The sequence below is a fragment of the Mycobacterium sp. NGS41 genome (assembly GCF_059812725.1).
Genome location: NZ_JCALDF010000004.1, coordinates 84,083 through 105,120, shown reverse-complemented (window position 1 = coordinate 105,120; position 21,038 = coordinate 84,083). Strand labels below are relative to the sequence as shown.

At 65.7% G+C, this 21,038-nt stretch carries 18 protein-coding genes; 10 read left to right on the top strand and 8 right to left on the bottom strand.

Features of this window, described 5'->3' with window-relative positions; genetic code table 11:
• Positions 1–25: 25 nt before the first annotated feature.
• Both ipdF and ipdE1 read right to left on the bottom strand, forming a co-directional pair.
• On the bottom strand, positions 26–814 hold the full coding sequence (ipdF, locus tag AC5Y21_RS05905; protein WP_499910362.1) for a (5R,7aS)-5-hydroxy-7a-methyl-1-oxo-2,3,5,6,7,7a-hexahydro-1H-indene-carboxyl-CoA reductase: 789 nt from the start codon (positions 812–814) through the stop codon (positions 26–28).
• A complete protein-coding gene (gene ipdE1 / locus AC5Y21_RS05900) occupies positions 811–1,959 on the bottom strand; it encodes an acyl-CoA dehydrogenase IpdE1 (RefSeq protein ID WP_499910360.1) in 1,149 nt (382 codons plus the stop codon). The genes ipdF and ipdE1 overlap by 4 nt, the downstream gene beginning before the upstream one ends.
• Before the next feature lie 50 nt (positions 1,960–2,009).
• On the opposite strand from ipdE1, the gene fadD3 reads away from it, so the two are divergent.
• From fadD3 to AC5Y21_RS05875, 5 genes are read left to right on the top strand one after another with little or no spacing between them, the layout of a single operon-like run.
• Positions 2,010–3,539: a 3-((3aS,4S,7aS)-7a-methyl-1,5-dioxo-octahydro-1H-inden-4-yl)propanoate--CoA ligase FadD3 gene (gene fadD3 / locus AC5Y21_RS05895; RefSeq protein WP_499910358.1), complete on the top strand. Its 1,530-nt coding sequence runs from the start codon at positions 2,010–2,012 to the stop codon at positions 3,537–3,539.
• Between the two features lie 11 nt (positions 3,540–3,550).
• Positions 3,551–4,687, top strand: a complete 1,137-nt coding sequence (locus AC5Y21_RS05890) for an acyl-CoA dehydrogenase family protein (protein WP_499910356.1) — start codon at positions 3,551–3,553, stop codon at positions 4,685–4,687.
• An 8-nt stretch (positions 4,688–4,695) separates the two neighbouring features.
• A complete protein-coding gene (locus tag AC5Y21_RS05885) occupies positions 4,696–5,640 on the top strand; it encodes an acyl-CoA dehydrogenase family protein (RefSeq protein WP_499910354.1) in 945 nt (314 codons plus the stop codon).
• Positions 5,640–6,599 carry an acyl-CoA dehydrogenase IpdE2 gene (gene ipdE2, locus AC5Y21_RS05880; RefSeq protein ID WP_499910352.1) on the top strand — a complete coding sequence of 320 codons (960 nt, stop codon included), beginning with the start codon at positions 5,640–5,642 and terminating at the stop codon, positions 6,597–6,599. Before AC5Y21_RS05885 ends, ipdE2 begins: the two co-directional genes overlap by 1 nt.
• A complete protein-coding gene (locus AC5Y21_RS05875) occupies positions 6,596–7,762 on the top strand; it encodes a pyridoxal phosphate-dependent aminotransferase (protein WP_499910351.1) in 1,167 nt (388 codons plus the stop codon). Before ipdE2 ends, AC5Y21_RS05875 begins: the two co-directional genes overlap by 4 nt.
• Here AC5Y21_RS05875 and AC5Y21_RS05870 read toward each other — a convergent pair.
• On the bottom strand, positions 7,727–8,578 hold the full coding sequence (locus AC5Y21_RS05870) for an arylamine N-acetyltransferase family protein (protein WP_499910349.1): 852 nt from the start codon (positions 8,576–8,578) through the stop codon (positions 7,727–7,729). The two genes, AC5Y21_RS05875 and AC5Y21_RS05870, sit on opposite strands and share 36 nt — an antisense overlap.
• Before the next feature lie 171 nt (positions 8,579–8,749).
• Between AC5Y21_RS05870 and AC5Y21_RS05865 the strand changes: the two genes are divergently transcribed.
• The 3 genes from AC5Y21_RS05865 to AC5Y21_RS05855 all read left to right on the top strand — a co-directional run bounded on the left by AC5Y21_RS05865 (position 8,750) and on the right by AC5Y21_RS05855 (position 12,936).
• Entirely contained in the window at positions 8,750–11,923 is a 3,174-nt protein-coding gene (locus tag AC5Y21_RS05865; protein WP_499910347.1) for a Kelch repeat-containing protein, read from the top strand.
• Positions 11,924–11,933: 10 nt separating this feature from the next.
• A complete protein-coding gene (locus tag AC5Y21_RS05860) occupies positions 11,934–12,377 on the top strand; it encodes a YybH family protein (protein ID WP_499910345.1) in 444 nt (147 codons plus the stop codon).
• Between the two features lie 106 nt (positions 12,378–12,483).
• Positions 12,484–12,936 carry a hypothetical protein gene (locus AC5Y21_RS05855; protein WP_499910344.1) on the top strand — a complete coding sequence of 151 codons (453 nt, stop codon included), beginning with the start codon at positions 12,484–12,486 and terminating at the stop codon, positions 12,934–12,936.
• Between the two features lie 87 nt (positions 12,937–13,023).
• On the opposite strand, the gene hsaB is transcribed toward AC5Y21_RS05855, so the two are convergent.
• The 4 genes from hsaB to hsaA are packed head-to-tail and all read right to left on the bottom strand — an operon-like array spanning position 13,024 to position 16,577.
• Positions 13,024–13,590, bottom strand: a complete 567-nt coding sequence (gene hsaB / locus AC5Y21_RS05850) for a 3-hydroxy-9,10-secoandrosta-1,3,5(10)-triene-9,17-dione monooxygenase reductase subunit (protein ID WP_499910342.1) — start codon at positions 13,588–13,590, stop codon at positions 13,024–13,026.
• Between the two features lie 13 nt (positions 13,591–13,603).
• Positions 13,604–14,515: an iron-dependent extradiol dioxygenase HsaC gene (hsaC, locus tag AC5Y21_RS05845; protein WP_499910341.1), complete on the bottom strand. Its 912-nt coding sequence runs from the start codon at positions 14,513–14,515 to the stop codon at positions 13,604–13,606.
• A complete protein-coding gene (gene hsaD / locus AC5Y21_RS05840; protein WP_499910339.1) occupies positions 14,515–15,387 on the bottom strand; it encodes a 4,5:9,10-diseco-3-hydroxy-5,9,17-trioxoandrosta-1(10),2-diene-4-oate hydrolase in 873 nt (290 codons plus the stop codon). Before hsaD ends, hsaC begins: the two co-directional genes overlap by 1 nt.
• A gap of 5 nt (positions 15,388–15,392) precedes the next feature.
• Positions 15,393–16,577, bottom strand: a complete 1,185-nt coding sequence (gene hsaA / locus AC5Y21_RS05835) for a 3-hydroxy-9,10-secoandrosta-1,3,5(10)-triene-9,17-dione monooxygenase oxygenase subunit (protein WP_499910337.1) — start codon at positions 16,575–16,577, stop codon at positions 15,393–15,395.
• A 269-nt stretch (positions 16,578–16,846) separates the two neighbouring features.
• Here hsaA and AC5Y21_RS05830 point away from each other — a divergent pair, with 269 nt between their 5' ends.
• Together AC5Y21_RS05830 and AC5Y21_RS05825 are read left to right on the top strand one after the other, a co-directional pair.
• On the top strand, positions 16,847–17,932 hold the full coding sequence (locus AC5Y21_RS05830; protein WP_499910335.1) for a 2Fe-2S iron-sulfur cluster-binding protein: 1,086 nt from the start codon (positions 16,847–16,849) through the stop codon (positions 17,930–17,932).
• A 48-nt stretch (positions 17,933–17,980) separates the two neighbouring features.
• Positions 17,981–18,514 carry a hypothetical protein gene (locus AC5Y21_RS05825; protein ID WP_499910333.1) on the top strand — a complete coding sequence of 178 codons (534 nt, stop codon included), beginning with the start codon at positions 17,981–17,983 and terminating at the stop codon, positions 18,512–18,514.
• 127 nt (positions 18,515–18,641) lie between these two features.
• Here AC5Y21_RS05825 and AC5Y21_RS05820 read toward each other — a convergent pair whose 3' ends face one another.
• Positions 18,642–20,756: an acyl-CoA dehydrogenase family protein gene (locus AC5Y21_RS05820; RefSeq protein ID WP_499910331.1), complete on the bottom strand. Its 2,115-nt coding sequence runs from the start codon at positions 20,754–20,756 to the stop codon at positions 18,642–18,644.
• Positions 20,757–21,038: the final 282 nt, after the last annotated feature.

Below are 21,038 nucleotides of genomic sequence, written 5' to 3'. Positions count from 1 at the left end.
GCGCTTGCTTGGCCACCTGGGCGCGTCACGGATGCTGGCTGGACACCGAGATCACCTCGCCGGTGAGGTAGCTGGAGTAGTCGCTGGCCAGGAATGCGATGGTGGCTGCTACTTCCCAGGGTTCCGCGGCCCGGCCGAATGCTTCATCGGCCGACAGCCGGTCAAGTAACTCGGACGAGGTGGTCTTGTCCAGGAACTTGTGCCGCGCGATGCTGGGCGACACCGCGTTGATGCGGACTCCGTACTCGGCGGCCTCGATTGCGCTGCAACGGGTTAACGCCATCACGCCAGCCTTGGCGGCCGCGTAGTGCGCCTGCGAATGCTGGGCCCGCCAGCCCAGCACGCTGGCGTTGTTGACGATCACCCCACCATGCGCGGCGGCGCGAAAGTAGCGCAGGGCAGCGCGGGTGGCGCGGAACACCGACGTCAGGGTCACATCCAGGACGCGGTCCCATTCGTCGTCGGTCATGTCGGTCACCGGGGTCTGCCCGCCCAGCCCGGCGTTGTTGACCAGCACGTCGATCCGGCCCATGCGCGCGGTGGTCGAGTCCATCAGCGCCTCAACCTGTGCGGTGGATGTCACGTCGCAGAGCACGCTCTCGACCCGGCCCAAGCCCAGCGCGGAAAGTTCGTCGGCGGTCTGCCCCAGCCGTCGTTCGTGATGGTCGGAGATCACCACGTCGGCGCCCTCTGTCAGGGCGCGGCGCGCAGTCGCCGAACCGATACCGGTGCCCGCCGCAGCGGTTACCACAACCACCTTGCCGTCCAGAAGTCCATGTCCGGCAATCTCTTTCGGCGCCTCGGACAGACTCAACCCTTAACCTCCCTCGGCAAGCCGAGCACCCGCTCGGCGATGATGTTGCGCTGGATCTCGTTGGATCCGCCGTAGATGGTATCGGCGCGGGTAAACAGGTACAGCCGCTGCCATTCGTCGAATTCGCCGTCAGTAAGGGTCATCCCGGGCTTGCCGATCACGTCCATCGCCAGCTCGCCCAGATCGCGATGCCAGTTGGCCCACAACAACTTCGACACGTTGTCCTGGCCAGGCTGCTCGACGTCCATGGTCGCCAAGGCGTACGAACGCATGGCCCTAAGTCCGGTCCACGCCCGCGTCAGGCGTTGCCGGATCAGTGGGTCTTCGGCGGCACCATTGCGCTGCGCCAGCTCGGCCAGATTGGAAAGCTCACGGGCGTAGACGATCTGCTGACCCAGCGTGGATACGCCGCGCTCGAACGTCAGCGTGCCCATCGCGACCCGCCACCCGTCGCCCGGCTGGCCGACCACCAACGAAGCGTCGGTGCGCGCGTCGTCGAAGAACACCTCGTTGAACTCCGCGGTGCCGGTGATTTGGACGATCGGCCGGACCTGCACACCGGGCTGATCCAGCGGCACCAGCAGATACGACAGCCCGGCGTGCCGCTTCGAGCCCTTCTCCGTGCGGGCGACCACAAAACACCACTGCGACAGGTGCGCCAGCGACGTCCACACCTTCTGGCCGTTGATCACCCATTGGTCACCGTCGAGTTCGGCAGTGGTCGAGACGTTGGCCAGGTCGCTACCGGCGCCTGGCTCCGAATATCCCTGGCACCACAGCTCGGTGACGTCGAGAATGCGCGGCAGGAAGCGCTGCTGCTGCTCGGGGGTGCCGAACGCGATCAGCGTCGGCCCCAGCAGCTCTTCACCGAAGTGGTTGACCTTGTCAGGCGCGTCGGCGCGGGCGTACTCCTCGTAAAACGCCACCCGGTGCGCGGTGGACAGTCCGCGCCCACCGTGTTCGACCGGCCAGCCCAGGCAGGTCAACCCGGCTTTGGCGAGATGCTGGTTCCATGCCCGGCGTTCTTCGAAGGCCTCGTGCTCGCGACCTGGCCCACCGAGACCCTTGAGGGCTGCGAATTCACCGACCAGATTGTCGGCGAGCCACTGGCGGACCTCCGCCCGGAACTCCTCGACGTCCTGCATGCCCTGTAGGCTAACCTACCAAGCACTTGCTTTGTTAGGAGCATCCCCCAGTGACGACCGATTCCCGCACCGTGCCCGCGGCGCTGGATCGATTCGCGCGTCGGCTCGCTGACCACGACGCACTGCTCACCGAGGACCGCAGCTTCACCGCCGCGGCGCTGCGGGACGAGGTGTACCGAGCGGCCGCTGCACTGATCGCCCTTGGTGTTCAGCCGGCGGACCGGGTCGCCATCTGGTCGCCGAACACCTGGCATTGGGTCGTGGCCTGCCTGGCGATTCACCACGCGGGCGCCGCCATGGTGCCGTTGAACACCCGCTATACAGCCGAGGAAGCCGCCGACATCCTGGCCCGAACCCGCGCGCCGGTGCTGTTCGCTGCGGGCAAATTCCTGGGCGTCGACCGGGCGGCCGGCCTGGACCATGATGCTCTGCCCGCATTGCGGCACATCGTGCGGATTCCAATCGACGAAAACGACGGGACCTGGGACGACTTCATCGCTGGCAGTGTCGGCCCAGGCGGCGCAGACGAGGTGGGCGCCCGCGCCGCCGCGGTCACGCCAGACGACGTCAGCGACATTCTGTTCACCTCCGGCACCACCGGCCGTAGCAAAGGCGTGTTGTGCGCGCATCGGCAGTCATTGGGGGGCTCGGCGTCTTGGGCGGCCAACGGCAAGATCACCAGCGACGACCGTTACCTGTGCATCAATCCGTTCTTCCACAACTTCGGCTACAAAGCCGGCATCCTGGCCTGCCTGCAGACCGGTGCGACGCTGATCCCGCACGTGACGTTCGATCCGCTGCGCACCTTGCAGGCGATCGAGCAACACCGCATCACCGTATTGCCCGGCCCACCCACCATCTACCAGACGCTGCTCGACCATCCGGCGCGTCGCGACTACGACCTGAGCTCGCTGCGGTTCGCGGTCACCGGGGCAGCCACCGTGCCGGTGGTGCTGGTGGAACGCATGCAGTCCGAACTCGACATCGACATCGTGCTGACCGCCTACGGATTGACCGAGGCCAACGGCATGGGGACGATGTGCCGCGCAGACGACGACGCGGTGACGGTTGCGACCACATGCGGCCGGCCGTTCGCCGACTTCGAATTGCGCATCGATGAATCTGGTGAAGTCCTGCTGCGCGGGCCGAACGTGATGCTGGGCTACCTGGACGACCCCGAAGCGACCGCCGCCGCCATCGACACCGACGGCTGGCTGCACACCGGCGACATCGGCACCGTCGACGAGGTCGGCAACCTGCGAATCACCGACCGACTGAAGGACATGTACATCTGCGGCGGATTCAACGTCTATCCCGCCGAGGTAGAGCAGGTGCTGGCGCGGATGGACGGTGTGGCCGACGCCGCGGTGATCGGAGTGCCCGACGAGCGGCTGGGCGAGGTCGGCCGTGCGTTCGTGGTCGCCCGGGCGGGCGCCGGCCTCGATGAGGCGTCGGTGATTGCTTACACCCGTGAACATCTGGCGAACTTCAAGGCACCCCGATCGGTGCGGTTCGTCGACGCGTTGCCGCGCAACCCCGGCGGCAAGGTGGTCAAACCACAACTGCGAGAGCTGGCTTGAACGGAACATAGATGGATCTGAATTTCGACGACGAGACACTGGCCTTCCAGGCCGAGGTGCGTGACTTCCTGTGCGCCAACAAGGCGTCCATCCCCACACAGTCCTACGACAACGCGGAAGGCTTTGCCCAGCACCGGCATTGGGACCGTGTGCTTTTCGATGCGGGCCTGTCCGTCATCACCTGGCCGAAGAAGTACGGCGGCCGTGACGCCCCGCTGTTGCATTGGGTGGTGTTCGAGGAGGAGTACTTCCGCGCCGGTGCGCCGGGCCGAGCCAGCGCCAACGGCACTTCGATGCTGGCCCCGACGCTGTTCGCGCACGGCACCGAGGAGCAGCTGGACCGCGTCCTCGTCAAAATGGCCAGCGGCGAACAGATCTGGGCGCAGGCCTGGTCGGAGCCCGAATCCGGGAGTGACCTCGCGTCGCTGCGGTCCACCGCGACCAGAGCGGACGGCGGCTGGCTGCTCAACGGACAAAAGATCTGGAGTTCGCGAGCCCCCTTCGCCGAAATGGGGTTCGGGCTCTTCCGCTCTGACCCTGCGGCCGAACGGCACAACGGGCTGACGTACTTCATGTTCGACCTCAAGGCCAAAGGCATCACGGTGCGGCCGATCGCTCAGCTTGGCGGCGACACCGGCTTCGGTGAAATCTTCCTCGACGACGTCTTCGTGCCCGACGAGGACGTGATCGGCACTCCGAACGACGGCTGGCGCGCTGCCATGAGCACTTCGAGCAATGAGCGCGGAATGTCGTTGCGCAGTCCGGCCCGCTTCTTGGCGGTAGCCCAACGACTGGTGCAGCTTTGGAAGGACCGCGGCTCGCCCCCGGAGTTCGCCGAGCGGGTCGCCGACGGATGGATCAAGGCACAGGCCTACCGGCTGCAGACCTTCGGCACGGTCACCAGACTGTCCCGCGGAGGAGAACTGGGCGCCGAATCGTCGGTGACCAAAGTGTTCTGGTCTGACCTCGACGTGGCACTGCATCAGACCGCGCTGGACATTCTCGCTGCGGACGGGGAGCTCACCGGCCGATGGACCGAAGGCCTGCTGTTCGCACTGGGCGGCCCCATCTACGCCGGCACCAACGAAATCCAGCGCAATATCATTTCAGAACGGCTGCTGGGTCTGCCTCGAGAAAAGAAGGGGTAGAAGCGCTAATGGAATTCGCAATCGACGAACAGCAACGCGACTTCGCGGCCAGCATCGACGCGGCTTTGAGTGCCGCGGACCTGCCCGGCGCGGTTCGTGCCTGGTCCGCGGGCGACGTCACGCCCGGCCGCAAGGTCTGGGAGCAGCTGGCCAACCTCGGCGTCACGGCGTTGGCCGTGCCGGAAAAGTTCGACGGCATCGAGGCTGACCCGGTCGACCTGGTGGTAGCCCTCGAACGCCTCGGGCGCTGGTGCGTGCCTGGTCCGGTCACCGAATCCATTGCTGTTGCACCGGTTTTGCTCGTCAGTGACGATCAGGCCGATCACTGCGCAGGACTGGCTTCGGGTGAGCTGATCGCCACCGTCGCGATGCCACCGCAGGTGCCGCGCGCGGTCGACGCCGACACCGCCGGGCTAGTGCTGCTGGCCGGTGACGATACTGTCACCGAGGCCGAAGCAGGTGCAGAGCACGAGTCCGTCGACCCCAGCCGTCGCCTTTACGACGTCGCGGCAACCGGCGATGGTTGGCGTGCGGATGTGTCGCGGGCCTACGAGTTCGGCGCACTGGCCACCGCGGCGCAACTGGTGGGCGCGGCCGAGGCCCTGTTGACCGGCAGCGTCGAATACGCCAAGCAGCGGTCGCAGTTCGGTCGGGTGATCGGCTCGTATCAGGCGATCAAGCACAAGCTTGCCGACGTGCATATCGCGGTCGAGTTGGCCCGGCCATTGGTGTACGGCGCGGCATTGACGTTGCAACCGCGCGACGTAAGCGCGGCCAAGGTCGCTGCGAGCGAGGCGGGCCTGTTGGCGGCGCGCTCGGCATTGCAGACCCATGGCGCGATCGGGTTCACGCAGGAACATGACCTATCCCTGTCGTTGTTGCGCGTGCAGGCATTGCGGTCGGCGTGGGGTACGCCGGAGGCACACCGGCGACGAGTGCTGGAGGCGCTGTGATGAGTGAAGAACGGGAAATGCTGCGGCAGACCGTCGCGGCTTTGGTGACCAAGCACGCGAACCCGGCCGCGGTGCGCGCCGCAATGGAGTCCGACCGCGGCTACGACGAGTCGCTGTGGCAGCTGCTGTGCGAGCAGGTCGGCGCCGCCGCGCTGGTGGTACCCGAGGAGGTGGGTGGAGCGGGCGGTGAATTAGCCGACGCCGCAACGGTTCTACAGGAGTTAGGACGGGCGCTGGTCCCCTCCCCGTTGCTGGGCACCACGCTGGCCGAACTGGCTCTGCTCGCCGCGCCAGAACCTGACGCCGAGACGTTGGAGGCGCTGGCCGGTGGAACCTCGATCGGGGCGCTGGTGCTCGATCCCGAGTTTGTGGTCAACGGTGATATCGCCGACGTTGTCGTCGCCGCGACGAATGGTCAGCTGAGCAGGTGGACGCGCTTCAATGCCCAGCCCGCCGCCACCATGGACCCCACCCGCAGGCTGGCCAAGGTACACCCCGAAGACACCGAATCCCTGGGCGCCGACCCGGGCCTGGCCGACGCGGCCGCTATCCTGCTGGCCGCCGAACAGATCGGCGCCGCCCAACGGTGCCTGGAGCTCACGGTCGAATACGCCAAGAGCCGAGTGCAGTTCGGCCGGCCGATCGGCAGCTTTCAGGCGCTCAAGCATCGGATGGCCGACCTGTATGTCAAGATCGCGGCGGCCCGGGCCGTCGTCAATGAAGCATGCGACCAACCCACGCCCACCAACGCCGCAACCGCACGCCTGGCCGCCAGCGAGGCGCTGTCCACCGTCGCCGCCGAGGGCATCCAGCTGCACGGCGGCATCGCGATCACCTGGGAACACGATATGCACCTGTATTTCAAACGCGCACACGGCAGTTCGCAGCTGCTGGCTACGCCGCAGGAACTGCTGCGTCAGCTGGAAGCAGAAGTGTGTCCGGTAGCACCGATCCCGTGAACGATCGTGTGGCGCTGCGTGCCGGCATTCCACCGTTCTATGTGATGGATGTCTGGCTTGCGGCCGCGGAGCGCCAGCGCAGCCACGGCGATCTGGTGAACCTGTCGGCGGGTCAGCCCAGCGTGGGCGCCCCTGAGCCGGTGCGGACAGCCGCAGCCGCAGCTCTGCATCTCAACCAGCTGGGCTACAGTGTGGCACTTGGCATTCCAGAATTGCGGGCTGCCATCGCAGCGGATTACCAACGTCAGCACGCAATCGACGTCGACCCCGACGCGGTCATCGTCACCACCGGATCGTCGGGCGGCTTTTTGCTCGCCTTTCTGGCCTGCTTCGACGTGGGCGACCGGGTGGCGCTGGCCAGCCCAGGCTACCCGTGCTACCGAAACATCCTGTCGGCGTTGGGGTGTGAGGTAGTCGAGATCCCCTGCGGAGCCGACACCAGGTTTCAGCCCACCGCCCAGATGCTGACCGAACTCGACCCGCCGGTGCAGGGCGTCATCGTCGCCAGCCCGGCCAATCCCACCGGGACGGTCATCCCACCCGCCGAGTTGGCCGCGATCGCGTCGTGGTCTGACGCCTCCGGAGTGCGGCTGATCAGCGACGAGGTCTATCACGGCCTCGTCTACGACGGCGCGCCGCTGACCAGCTGTGCTTGGCAGACCTCACGAAATGCTGTGGTGGTCAACAGCTTTTCCAAGTATTACGCGATGACGGGCTGGCGGTTGGGCTGGCTGCTGGTGCCGTCCGAGCTGCGCCGCGCAGTGGACTGCCTGACGGGCAACTTCACCATTTGTCCACCGGTGTTGTCGCAGTATGCGGCAGTCTCGGCATTCACCCCCGAGGCCACCGCCGAAGCCGACGGCCACCTACAGCACTACACGATCAACCGCTCGCTAGTGCTCGACGGCCTGCGCCAGATCGGCATCGACCGGCTGGCCCCCACCGACGGTGCGTTCTACGTGTACGCCGACGTCTCAGAGTTCACCGACGATTCGCTGGCGTTCTGCTCAAAGCTATTGGCCGACACCGGAGTTGCTATCGCACCGGGTATCGACTTCGATCCCGGGCGCGGCAATCGGTTTGTCCGGCTGTCATTCGCCGGGCCGACGAGCGACATCGAAGAAGGCCTACGCCGAATCGGACACTGGCTCCGCGTTAAGTAGTCGGTCGATGCGTGCTTCAAGCACACTGCGCTCGCCGACATCGGCGACGTTGATCCCGAACCGGTCAGCGAGGGTGTCAACTACCGCCGCGGCATCGTCCAGTCGGATTTTCTCGGTGCCGCCCGTGCGGTGGATGGTCAGGTTCCGGTCAGCCAGGTTCCACCGGGCGTCTTCGGTGGCCGTCGCCACCATCAGGTTGGTCACGAAATGCGACGTGGGGTGGGTGGAGACGAACCAACTCCCCACCCTCAGATCGATCATCGGCGCCGTCCTGGTGCTGAATTCGTACAGCGGCTGCCACTTGTCGCGGACCTGCGCCTGCAGCACCAACCCGTCGCCGCGGTCCTCGAGGCGATACGGCTCGCGCGTTGTTTCCTGGACGCTGCCCGTCTCCAGCCGAAGCGGCGACGTGGGCGTCTGCCCGCCGAAGCCGACGTCGACGAGGAAAGGCCCTTGCGACCCGGGAAAGGTAACCGCCAGCACGGTGTGCGTCTGCGCCGGTAATGGCGAGTCCGGCGGGACCATCCAGACCACTCGGCCGGCTAGTCTGCGCACCCGAAAGCCGATTTCCGCGAGCACGTAACCCATCAGCCCGTTTTGCTCGTAGCAGTAGCCACCCCGACGCCGGTGCACCAGTTTATCGGTCAGTGCTTCCGCACTCAGATCGTCGACCGGGACTCCCAGCAGCGGGTCCAGATTCTCGAACGGAATGGTGGTGGTGTGCGCGGTGACGAGATTCTGTAGTACCTCCAGGTTCGGCTCAATGGCGCCGCGATAATTGATGCGGTCGAAATAACCAGTCAGATCCAGTGCCATAACGCCATTCTGGCCGAGGCTCTTCGGGCCCGCGCAAAGCGGGCGCTGGCCGCATGTTCGCGCTCCCGATGAGGCTTCTCGGAAAGGTTCGCCGAATACCACACCGGGGAGTTCACTTTCGCTACTCTTAACCTCGCGAACGATCTATCGCACGGAGGGTGAGCGCCAGATATGGCTGATGGACCCACGGCCGACAGTCCGAGCCCGGTATCAAGTGGGCTGGCAGAGGAGTTAGCCGCCGCCGGATTCGAGGAAGCGCGCCAAGTGGCTCGAGGCGGTGCCGGGGTCATCTACCGCTGTTACGAGACGGCGCTCGGCCGAAACGTCGCAGTCAAGGTCCTGCCGTCACATTTCGACGAGGAGAGCCGGGAACGTTTCTTGCGTGAGGGCTACGCGATGGGCGGGCTTTCCGGGCACCCCAACATCGTCAACATCCTGCGCGTCGGCGTCACCCCCAGCGGCAAGCCCTACATCGTGATGCCCTACCACGCCGCCGATTCGCTGGCGGTGCGGCTGCGCCGGGAAGGACCTCTCCCCTGGCCCGAGGCGTTGCGGATCAGCGTGAAACTCTGCGGGGCACTGGAAACCGCTCACAAAACCGGCACTCTGCACCGCGATATCAAGCCCGCGAATGTCCTTATCAATGATTACGGCGAACCATTGTTGAGCGACTTCGGGATCGCACACATCGAGGGCGGGTACGAAACCGCGACCGGATTCTTCTCCGGCACAATCGACTACACCGCGCCCGAGGTGATGACCGGTAATCCGGCCACCGTCGCCTCCGATATCTATTCGCTCGGCGCCACGATCTATGCGCTCATTGCGGGCAGCGCGGCGCACGCGCGTAAGAGCGGCGAAGATCTCATTGCCCAGTACCTGCGGATCAGTACGACGAAGGTCCCGGACCTGCGTCCGGAAGGAATCCCGGACGCGGTGTGCGCGGCGATCGAGAATGCGATGGCGATCAGCCCGGCGGATCGGCCCACGTCGGCCGAGCAATTCGGCCGCGAATTGCAACAAGCGCAGCGACGCAACGGTTTGAAGCCCGACTCGATGGCAATCACGGGCACCACCGGTGACACAAGCCGGACGGTAACCACGGCAGCCGGCCCGCCCGGCGGAGACACCGCAGGGATGCAGCCGCCGGCGGCGAGTTCGTCAAGCATTGCCCGGCCGACGCAGCATATTCCGGAACCGGTTAGCGCCGCTGCGGTCCCACCGCCAAGCGCTCCGCCCGCTGGTCAGGATGAATTCTCCGAAGCGGCCAGCATCTTGCGTGCCGGACACGGCCCGCAAGGGCCGCCACCCGGTTCGGCCCCGACGAGTGTGACCGATCCGATCCGTCCGGCCGCGGACCGGACCAGCATTGCCCCGCCGGCCCAACCGCCGCCCCCGCCGGTGCGGCCGACGCCATCGGCTCCGGTACCGCCGCGCGGCAGGAAACCAGGTGTGGCGGGGTGGTTCACGGAGCCGGGGAAGAAATGGAATCGCATCGCGTTGGCCGCCACGGCGGTCCTCGCCGCCATCCTGTTGGTCATCGGCGTCACGTATCTCGTGACGGGCAACAAGAACGACCACAAAGTCGCGACTCAACCCAGCACCGAAGAACCCGCCCAGTGGAAGCCGATTACGGATGCGCGCATCGCGCGCGACGCAGTGGCGACTGCGGAGCTCGATGGCACGATCTGGATCTTTGGCGGGCTACGGAACGACGGCACCGTCACCCCATCTCACGAGGGCTATGACCCCACCGTCAACGGTTGGAAGACCGGCCCCGATCTACCGGTCGCGGTCCAGCATGCCACCGCGGTGAAGTATCAAGATAACCCGGTCGTGCTTGGCGGCTGGACCAGTGCGGACGGCAAAAGCGGTGCGACGGATAAGGTTTGGCGAGTAATCAACGGCCAATGGGTGGAGCAGCAGCATTTGTTGCAGCCCCGGGCGGCGGCTGCCGCGGCAACGGTCGGAAACCTAATCATCGTGACCGGCGGGATTGGCGCCAACGGCGCGTTGCTGAACACGACCGAGATCTTCGACGGCAACTCTTGGACCCTCGGGACGCCGATACCGACGCCGCGGCAGATGCTGGCAGCGGCCTCGGACGGAAAGTTGGTGTACGTGGTCGGCGGAAACAACGGGAACACGGATCTGCCGGTGGTCGAGGCTTACGACCCGGCGGCGAAAACTTGGACGTCATTGTCCGCACTTCCGCAACCACGCAGCGACCTCGGCGTGGCAATCGCCGATGGACGGCTGGTGGCGGTCGGCGGCGTATCGGGAGGGCAAGTTCTCAAGAGCGTGTCGGTGTTCGATCTGATGACGAAAACCTGGGACAGCTTGCCCGATATGGCCAGCCCACGGCGCGGCATGGCCGTCGCGACGGTGGCGAAATCGGTGTACGCGATCGGCGGATCGACTGCCGTTGGCAATAGCCAGGTCACATCGGCAGAAGTGCTGAAGTTGCCGGCCCGCAAACTACAGCCCTCGTCGCAGTGGCGCGTCCTGCCTGACGCCCCGACCCCCCGGCTGATGATGGCGTGGACCGTTCTCCGCGACAAGATCTGGGTCATGGGTGGCCTCAGCGACGGGCCGCTGAACATAGTCGAGAGCTACGACCCGAAGACCGGAACCTGGGAAACCGGCCCGCCCCTACCCATTCCACTGCATCATGCGGCGGCGACGACCTACAACGGCGAGGTGGTGATAGTCGGGGGCGAAACCGAACCCAACATCGCCAACGGGTCCAACAGGGTGTTCGCGCTGCGTGGCGGCAAGTGGGTGGAGTTGCAGCATCTCAACCACGCTCGCGCGGCGCCGGCAGCCGCAGTGGTCGGGGACAAACTCGTCGTTTTCGGCGGGCAGAGCGCCAAGCAACTCGTCAAGCAGACCGAGGTCTTCGACGGCAGTTCGTGGAAGGACGCCGCCGACATGCTCACCCCGCGTGAGCACCTGGCGGCGGCATCGGACGGCACCTACGTCTACGCGGTTGGCGGCAGGTTCCTGTCCGCCGACAAGAACTCCGCGGCGTTGGAGCGGTTCGACCCGGCGTCGGGTAAATGGACCAAGCTCACGGGCATGCCGACGCCGCGCGGAAGCTACGGCGCCACCTACATCGACGGCCGCATCGTGGCGGTCGGCGGCGAACAACCGACACAGGTGGTGAACGTCGTCGAGATGTACGACATCGCCGAGAACAAGTGGAGCACGCTGACCCCAATGCCGACCCCACGTCACGCTGAGGTGGTCGCAGCCGTCGGCAACACCGTGTACGTCATCGGTGGTGCGAATCGGTCGGGACATCGTGGCCCTATCGCGACGGTCGAGGCGCTGGACTTCATGTAGCTTCCTGGCCATGGCCAGTTTTTCGGAGTTGCCGCCCGCCGATCAGGAAGCCATCGGCAAGACGCTGCTGACGTTGTTGAAGTCGTTCGACGATCGCGACGCGGAGCCGCTGTTCGGGGTGTATTCCGATGACGCCGACTGGGTCAACGCCTTCGGCACGGTCAAGCGGGGCCGCGACGAAATCGTCGAGTACCTGCGGGGACTGTTCGGCGACGACAACTTCAATCGCGGCGAGTTGGCCGGTCCGCCGGAGACGAGTTTCAAGGTGCTGACCCCCGAAGTGGTGCTGGTGTCCGCCCACCTGCAAGTCAAGGGCCAGGGGCTCGTCGGCGGTGGGACGCTGGACCGCGACAACTTCTCGTTGCGCGCCCTGCAGCGTCAAAAGGACGGGTCGTGGCTGATCGTCTCGGAGATGTTCCAGGACGCCAACACCGAAACCACCTACGCGCACTAGGTAAGACACCCCTGATCACGGCCTCGAAATTGCTTGTTTTATTCGTGTCGAATATGGGGATCCGGTAGAGACGCCACAACTACACACCGTCTCAATGGAGCTCAATATGAGTACCAACAACATCGTCTGGATCGTGATTGCCGCGGTAGTGGCCATCTTGGTGGTCGCCGCACTGGTCTTCGCGACGAGCAGGGCAAGGAGAAGCCGCCGGCAACAGCAGGCCGAGGAGATTCGGGAACAGGCCAGGCTCGAATCGGCCAAGCTCGAACGTCGTGAAGCATTGGCCGAGGAAACCGCCGCCAAGGCGCGTGCTGCGCAAGCGGAGGCCGAGGTCAAGGCCGCCGAAGCCGCCAGACTGCAGGAACGAGCGGCCGCGCACCAAAGCGAAGCTGCGACGTCGCGTGAACAACTTGACGAGCAGTGGGACCGCGCCGACAAGATCGACCCAGCGGCCAGGGCGGAAGAAGTAGACGGCTCCGCACCCGACCGCGATGAAGCCCGGAGCGAACAGGCTGGTAATCACCGCGATGCCGAGAGCTATCGCAGGTCGCCTAACTGATCTTGTGTAGTCGCGAGCGTAACGCTGCTGCGAAGACGTCCCCTTGGTTTCCGCAGCAGCGTTACGCTCGCCGCACCAAAGCCCCGACTAAAGCCAGGTGTCCTGAGTGGTGGTGGTGAGGAAGGCTTCCAGGTCGTCGCGCCACTGCGCCGGTGTGGTCTTGTCCGGCTCGATACCGGTGTAGTCGCCCCGATAGAACAGCAACGGCCGCGGCTTGATTTTGGGTGCCTCAGACAGGGACTGCACCGCGCCGAACACGACGAAGTGATCGCCGCCGTCATGCACCGAGGCGACCGTGCAGTCGATGTATGCCAACGACCCGTCGATGATGGGCGAACCGAGTTGCGAAGGGTGCCAATCAATCCCGGCGAACTTGTCGGGTTCCTTTGAGCCAAATCGCGCCGAGACGTCCTTCTGCTGCTCGGTCAGCACGTTGACGCAGAACCGCCCGCTGATTTCGATGGCCTTCCAGGACCGCGACACCTTGGTCGGACAGAACAGCACCAGCGGTGGGTCGAGCGACAGCGCCGCGAATGACTGACACGCAAACCCGATCGGCGCGTCGTCGTGCACGGTGGTGATGATCGTGATTCCGGTGCAGAACTGCCCCAGCACGCTGCGGAACGTGCGCGGGTCAAGCGGCGCGGCAGCCATTGCTGATCGTGGGCTAACCGCTCATGCCGACGGTGAAGTCATGGCCCCACAGGCTGACCGCGGTACTCTCCCGGGCAATCCAGTCGTGGTCCTCGACTTGCCTGCCCTCGCAACCGAATTCGACATCGAACCCACCTGGTGTCTTCATGTAGAACGACAGCATCAAATCGTTCACATGCCGGCCGAGCGTGGCCGACATCGGCACCTTGCGGCGCAACGCCCGATCCAGACACAGGCCCACATCGTCAGCGTTCTCGACCTCGACCATCAGGTGCACTATCCCGCTCGGCGTCGGCAGCGGCAGAAAGGCCAGGCTGTGGTGACGCGGGTTGCAGCCGAAGAAGCGCAGCCACGCGGGCGCACCGTCTGCGGGCCGTCCCACCACCTGCGGCGGCATCCGCATCGAGTCACGCAGCTTGAAGCCCAGCACGTCCCGATAGAAGTGCAGCGCCTCGGCGTCGTCGCGCGTGGTGAGCACCACATGCCCCAGGCCCTGCTCGCCGGTGACGAACTTGTGTCCGTACGGACTGACCACCCGTCGGTGCTCCAGAGCGGCACCGTGGAAGATCGCCAGCGGATTGCCCGACGGGTCGGAGAACAGGATCATCTCGTCCACTCGTCGTTCCGCCAGTTCGGCCGCGGTCGCCTCTTTGTACGGCGTGCCCTCGACGTCGAGCCGGTTCCGGATCTCTTGCAGGCCTTCGGCGTTCGCACATTCCCAGCCGGCCTCCGCAAGCCGGTCGTGCTCGCCGGGCACGATCACCAGCCGCGCCGGAAAGTCGTCCATCCGCAGATACAGGGCACTTTCGGTGGCACCCTTACCCTCGACCATGCCAAGGACTTTCAAGCCGTACTCGCGCCAAGCCGCCATATCGGTGGCCTCGATGCGCAGCCAGCCCAGCGACCTAATGCCTCCGCTGCTCATCACGCACCTCCCAGGAAATCGATGGTGAGCTTGTTGAACTCGTCGAACTTCTCCACCTGCGCCCAGTGCCCACATTGCCCGAAGACGTGCAGCTGCGCACGCGGAATGGTCTTAAGCGCCACCAGCGCTCCGTCCAACGGATTGACCCGATCCTCGCGACCCCACATCAGCAACACCGGCTGGCGCAGTTTGTAAACCTCGCGCCACATCATGCCCAGCTCGAAATCGGCTCCACTGAAAGACATTCCCATCGCCCGCGTGGCGGTCAGCGATTCCGGCGTACTGGCCAATTCAAAACGCTGGTCCACCAATTCCGGCGTGATCAGCTTCTGGTCGTAAACCATGACCCGCAGGAACGCCTCGAGATTCGCCCGGCTGGGCTCGACGGAGAACTTGCCAAGCCGCTTCACGCCCTCGGTTGGGTCAGGCGCAAACAGGTTGACGCTCAGCCCCCCCGGGCCCATCAGCACCAACCGTCCGGCCCGGTCGGGATAGTCCAGCGCGAAGCGGACCGCCGTGCCACCGCCCAGTGAATTGCCCACCAGCGGAACCCGCCCCAGCTGCAGTTGATCGAACAGCCCCTTGAGCGCCCTGGCGGCGTACCGGTTGAACTGGCCATGCTCCGCGCGCTTGTCGGAGTGGCCGTAGCCCGGCTGGTCGACGGCCAACACATGGAAGTGCTGAGCCAGCACCGCGATATTGCGGGAAAAGTTCGTCCAGCTCGAAGCGCCGGGACCACCACCGTGCAGCAGGACGATCGTCTGGTCGTTGCCGACCCCGGCTTCGTGGTAGTGCAGCTTCAGCGGCCCGTCAACATCCACTTCGGCGAAGCGCGAGGTGGATTCGAACGTCAATTCCTCGGTGACGGTCACGGGCGTCAGACCATGGTGTCGCCGGGCGGCAACCCGAACTCGTGGTTCCCGAAGATCACGTACGCCCGTTCGGGGTCGTTGGCGGCGTGCACCCGGCCGGCGTGTGCGTCACGCCAGAAGCGTTGCACCGGTTGGTCATTGGCCAGCGCGGTGGCACCGGACGCCTCGAACAACCGGTCGATCGAAGCGATCGCGCGTCCAGTCGCACGCACCTGGTCGCGCCGCGCGCGGGCACGCAGGTCGAAGGGAATCTCCTTGCCGGCGGCCAACAGCGCGTACTCGTCGCCGACGTTGCCGATCAGCTGCCGCCACGCGGCGTCGATGTCGCTGGCCGCCTCGGCAATCCGCACCTTGGCGAAGGGGTCGTCCTTTGCCTTCTCCCCGGCGAACGCCGCCCGCACCCGCTTGCCCTGGTGCTCGACGTGCGCGTCGTACGCGCCATAAGCCATGCCTACGATCGGCGCTGAGATTGTAGTGGGATGCATGGTGCCCCAAGGCATTTTGTAGACCGGAGCAGTGTTGTTCTGATATCCGCCGGCGGTGCCGTCGTTCATTGCCTTGTAGGACAGGAACCGGTGCCGCGGGACGAAGACATCCTTGACCACCAGCGTGTTGCTGCCGGTGCCGCGCAACCCGACGACATGCCACACGTCGTCGATGCGGTACTCGGTGCGCGGAATCAGGAAGCTGCCGAAGTCCACCGGCCGGCCGTCCTTAATGACCGGGCCGCCCACGAACGTCCATGAGGCGTGGTCGCACCCCGACGACCAGTTCCACGACCCGTTGACCAGATAGCCGCCGTCGACCACGACGCCCGCACCCATCGGGGCGTACGACGACGAGATCCGGGTCTTCGAGTCCTCGCCCCACACCTCCTCCTGGGCCTGCTGGTCGAACAGCGCCAGATGCCAGTTGTGCACGCCGACGATCGAGCTCACCCAGCCGGTCGAGCCGCACGCGCTCGCAATGCGCCGCGTTGCCTCGTAGAACAGCGTCGGGTCGCACTGCAGGCCGCCCCACTGCTCGGGCTGCAACAAGGTGAAGAAGCCCACCTCGTCGAGCTCCTGGACCGTCTCTTCGGGCAGCCGGCGTAGGTCCTCCGTGGCCTGAGCGCGCTCTCGGATCTTCGGAAGCAAATCATCGATGGCGGACAACACCGACTGCGCGTCACGCTGTTGAATGGACGTCACTTACGTTTGCCTCCTGGGCCAGACTCACAAAAGTGGATTTACACAGAAGACTAGAACACGTTCCGATTTGTGTCGAGCAGGGTATGCCTGCGGCTGGTAGCGGTATGAATCGGGTTTTCTGTAACATGTTCTAGTTGTACGTGGCGATCGCAAGAGCGGAGCAGCCGGTCGCAGCGGGTCGACACTAGTGGGAGCTGTGGCGATCGCAAGAGCGGAGCAGCCGGTCGCAGCGGGTCGTCGCCACCTGCTGAATGGAAGAGAGGACGGGGTTGACCGACACAATTCCCGACGAGCCACTCGGCGACCACGTCCTGGAACTGCAGATCGCCGAGGTCGTCGCCGAAACCGATGAGGCGCGGTCGCTGGTTTTCGGGGTGCCGGAAGGACCGGACGAACCGGGGATTCCGGCGGAGCGGCTGCGCTACGCCCCCGGCCAGTTCCTGACACTGCGGGTACCCAGCGACCGCACCGGCTCGGTGGCCCGCTGCTATTCGTTGTGCAGCTCGCCCTACACCGACGACGCACTGACCGTCACGGTCAAACGAACCGTCGACGGATACGCGTCCAACTGGCTGTGCGACAACGCCCACAAAGGCATGCGGATCCACGTATTGGCGCCGTCGGGCAATTTCGTGCCCAAAACCCTCGACGACGACTTTCTGCTGCTGGCGGCCGGCAGCGGGATCACGCCCATCATGGCGATCTGTAAATCCGCGCTGTCCGAGGGCAGTGGTCAGGTGACGCTGCTCTACGCCAACCGCGACGACCGCTCGGTCATCTTCCGCGATGCGCTGCGTGAGCTGGCCGCCAAGTATCCCGACCGGTTCACCGTGGTGCACTGGCTGGAGTCGCTGCAGGGGCTGCCGAGCGCGACCGCGCTGGCGAAGCTGGCCGCTCCCTACACCGGCCGGCCGGCATACATCTGCGGGCCCGGCCCGTTCATGCAGGCGTCCCGGGAGGCCTTGGAAGCGCTGGACGTGCTGCCCCAGCAAGTGCATATCGAGGTGTTCAAGTCGCTGGATTCGGATCCGTTCGCCGCGGTGAAGATCGAGGACGCTCCCGACGGTGGTGACACAACGCCGGCCACCGCGGTGGTGCAACTGGACGGTGAAACCCATACCGTGTCGTGGCCGCGCCACGCGAAGCTGCTCGACGTGCTGCTGGCCGAGGGTCTCGACGCGCCGTTCTCCTGCCGGGAGGGTCACTGCGGTGCCTGCGCCTGCACGCTGCGCAGCGGCGATGTGACCATGGAGGTCAACGACGTGCTGGAACAGCAGGACCTCGACGACGGCCTGATTTTGGCCTGTCAGTCGCATCCGGAGTCCGATTCGGTCGAAGTGACCTACGACGAGTAGTCGCGCGTTAAGTTCTGCTTGAGGTCAACGCTACGGAGAGGGCAGCAGATGAAACGGCTGGTGATGGGCTTCGCGGTCGTCGGACTGATGTTCCCATTTGGGCCCGCCGGATTCGCGCAGGCGGCGAGCAATACCGCCACCACGTTGTTTCCGCTGGACGGGCCGAATCAGCTCGAGACGCATGCCTTCGTCAACTGCATCAAAGCGGACGGCCACTGCGACTTCACCGTCGGAGCCGACATGCAAACCCCCGACGGCGTCACCGGCTTCCCGTCGGGCCTGTGGGCGCGTCAGACCACCGAGGTCCGATCGTCCAATCGGCTGGCCTACCTGGACGCACACGCAAACGGCCAATACGAGCGGGTGCACAAGTCGGCAGGCAGCGACGAGATCACCACCGTTTACTTCGGCGAGGGTCCGCCGGACAAGTACCAGACGACCGGCCGCATCGACTCGACCGACTGGTCGACCGGTCAGCCCAAGACCGACATCAACGTCTTCGTCTGCACCCACATCCAGGTGGTGTACTCCGGCGTCAACGTCACCTCGCCCAGCACCTGCGCGCAGGCTAATTTCTCGTAAGCTCGCCGAGGCCGGAGTCGTCGATTTGTGTGCGGGGTCGCTGCTGCTCGCCGAACGTGGGCGCTATGGACGAGAAGCGATGGAAATTCGTACGTAAGCCCCACGTTCGACGCACGGGCTCAGGACACTAGCGCGGCAGCCCGAGCAACCTTTCGGCGGCGACCGTGAGCAGGATCTGCTCGGTGCCACCGGCGATCGTCAGGCACCGCGTGTTGAGGAAGTCGTGCACCGCGCGGTTTTCGACGAGGCCGCCACCCTCGGACACGTCCATCATGAATTCGGCCAGCGCCTGTCGATAGCGCACGCCGATGAGTTTGCGCACGCTGGACTGCGCGCCCGGATCTTGGCCGCCGAGGGCCAACTGGGCGATGCGCTGGTCCAATAGTGCACCGGTGGCGGCGGTGACGATCAGCCGCGCCAGCCGGTCCTGGTTGGCCACGTCGAGGTCCATCTCGGCCAGCACCTTGAGCAGCACTTCCATCGGGTTGCCCAGGGCTGTGCCGGTGGCCATCGCGATGCGCTCGTTGGCGAGCGTGGTCCGGGCCAGCCGCCAGCCGTCGTTCACAGTGCCGACCACCATCTCGTCGGGAACGAACACGTTGTCCAGGAAGACCTCGTTGAACAGCGAGTCGCCGGTGATCTCGCGCAGCGGCCGGATCTCGATTCCGGGCGATTTCATGTCCAGCAGGAAGTAGGTGATGCCCTTGTGTTTCGGGGCCTCCGGGTCAGTGCGGGCCAGGCAGACGCCCCACCGCGCCTTGTGCGCCGCCGACGTCCACACCTTCTGCCCGGTGAGCAGCCAGCCGCCCTCGTGCCGAACCGCCTTGGTACGCAGCGAGGCCAGGTCCGAACCGGCTCCCGGCTCGGAAAACAGCTGGCACCAAAGGAATTCGCCGCGCAGCGTGGCCGGCACGAAACGCTCTATTTGCTCGGGCGTGCCGTGTTCGAGGATGGTCGGCGCCGCCCACCAGCCGATCACCAGGTCGGGACGCACGACGCCGGCCGCGGCCAGCTCCTGATCGATCAGCAGTTGCTCGGCCGGCGAAGCGTCGCGCCCGTAGGGCGCCGGCCAGTGCGGCGCCTGCAGCCCGGACTCGGCCAGGGCCGCCTGCCGCTTTTCCTCGGGCAGCGCGGCAACCTCGGCGACGGCCGCAGCGATCGCCGGCCGCAGGTTTTCGACCCCGGACAGGTCGATGCCCAGGCGACGGCGCACGCCGTCCTGGGTGAGCGCGGTGACACGACGCAGCCAGCGCTCGGCGCCGCCGAGGAACCGGCCGATGCTGTGCGCCCGGCGCAGGTACAGGTGTGCGTCGTGTTCCCACGTGCAGCCGATACCACCGAGCACCTGGATGCAGTCTTTGACGTTGGCCTTGGCGGTGGCGATACAGACGCTCGCGGCCAGCGCCGCGGCGATGGCGAACTGGTTGTCCCCGGAATCCGCGCAATCACCGGCAGCCCGGGCGGCGTCGGCGGCGGCCACCTCGGCCTGCTCGGCCCGGCACAGCATTTCCGCGCACAGATGCTTGACGGCCTGGAAGCTGCCGATCGGCTTGCCGAACTGCTCACGCACCTTGGCGTAGGCGACCGCCGTGTCCAGTGCCCAGCGGGTCACCCCAGCAGCCTCGGCGGCCAGCACCGTCGCGGCCAGGTCGGCTACCGGCCGGTCCCCCACCACGGAAGCCTCGGCCGAGGTCAGCACCACCCGGGCCAACGGCCGGGAAAAGTCGGCAGCCGGCAATGCCTCGACGGATACCCCGTCGCTGGTGGTGTCGATCAGCAGCCATTTCCCGTCGGCCGGGAGCAGCAGGATGCCACCGGGCGCCGCCCCCAACACCCACGGGAGGGTGCCCGACGCCCGCGAAGTCTCGTTGTCGAACCGCACGTCACCTTCGAGCGCGAGGCCGGCGAAGCGTTCACCGGACGCCAGCGCGGCCAGTATCTCTGGATCGGACACAACCAGCGTGGCCAGCGCCGTGCTCGCGACCGGCCCCGGCACCAGCGCCTTGGCCGCCTCCTCGACCATCGCGCAGAGGTCTTCGATGCTGCCGCCCGCTCCGCCGCGGTCCTCTGGCACCGCAACCCCGAACAATCCCAGATCGGCCAGGCCCGCGTATACCGGTCGCCAGGCATCGGGGTTGCCCTGTTCGACGTCGCGGATGGCCTCGCTCGAGCCCGAGTTCCGCGACCAATCGCGCACCAACTCACGCGCGGCGGCCTGTTCGTCGGCGACGGTCGCTACCACGTGTGAGCCTCCGCATTCTGGATTCGAGGTGACTAAGGGCGACTCCGCCCCGTTGCAATTATCCGACTCGTCGTCGGCGGACTAGAACGTGTTCTAATAGTGCCAGTAGTCGACCGTCAAGTCGAACGCCATTACAGCAGGACACGTGGTTGTGTCGGCGGCCGGGAGGTGGGAAATTCACACACGAAATGCGTATCGTTTGCGAACGAACCGCCGGAAAAAGGAGCTATCCCTCAGATGTCGCCAGCGAACACAAACCCGGGCCGCGCGGCCTCCCAAGCG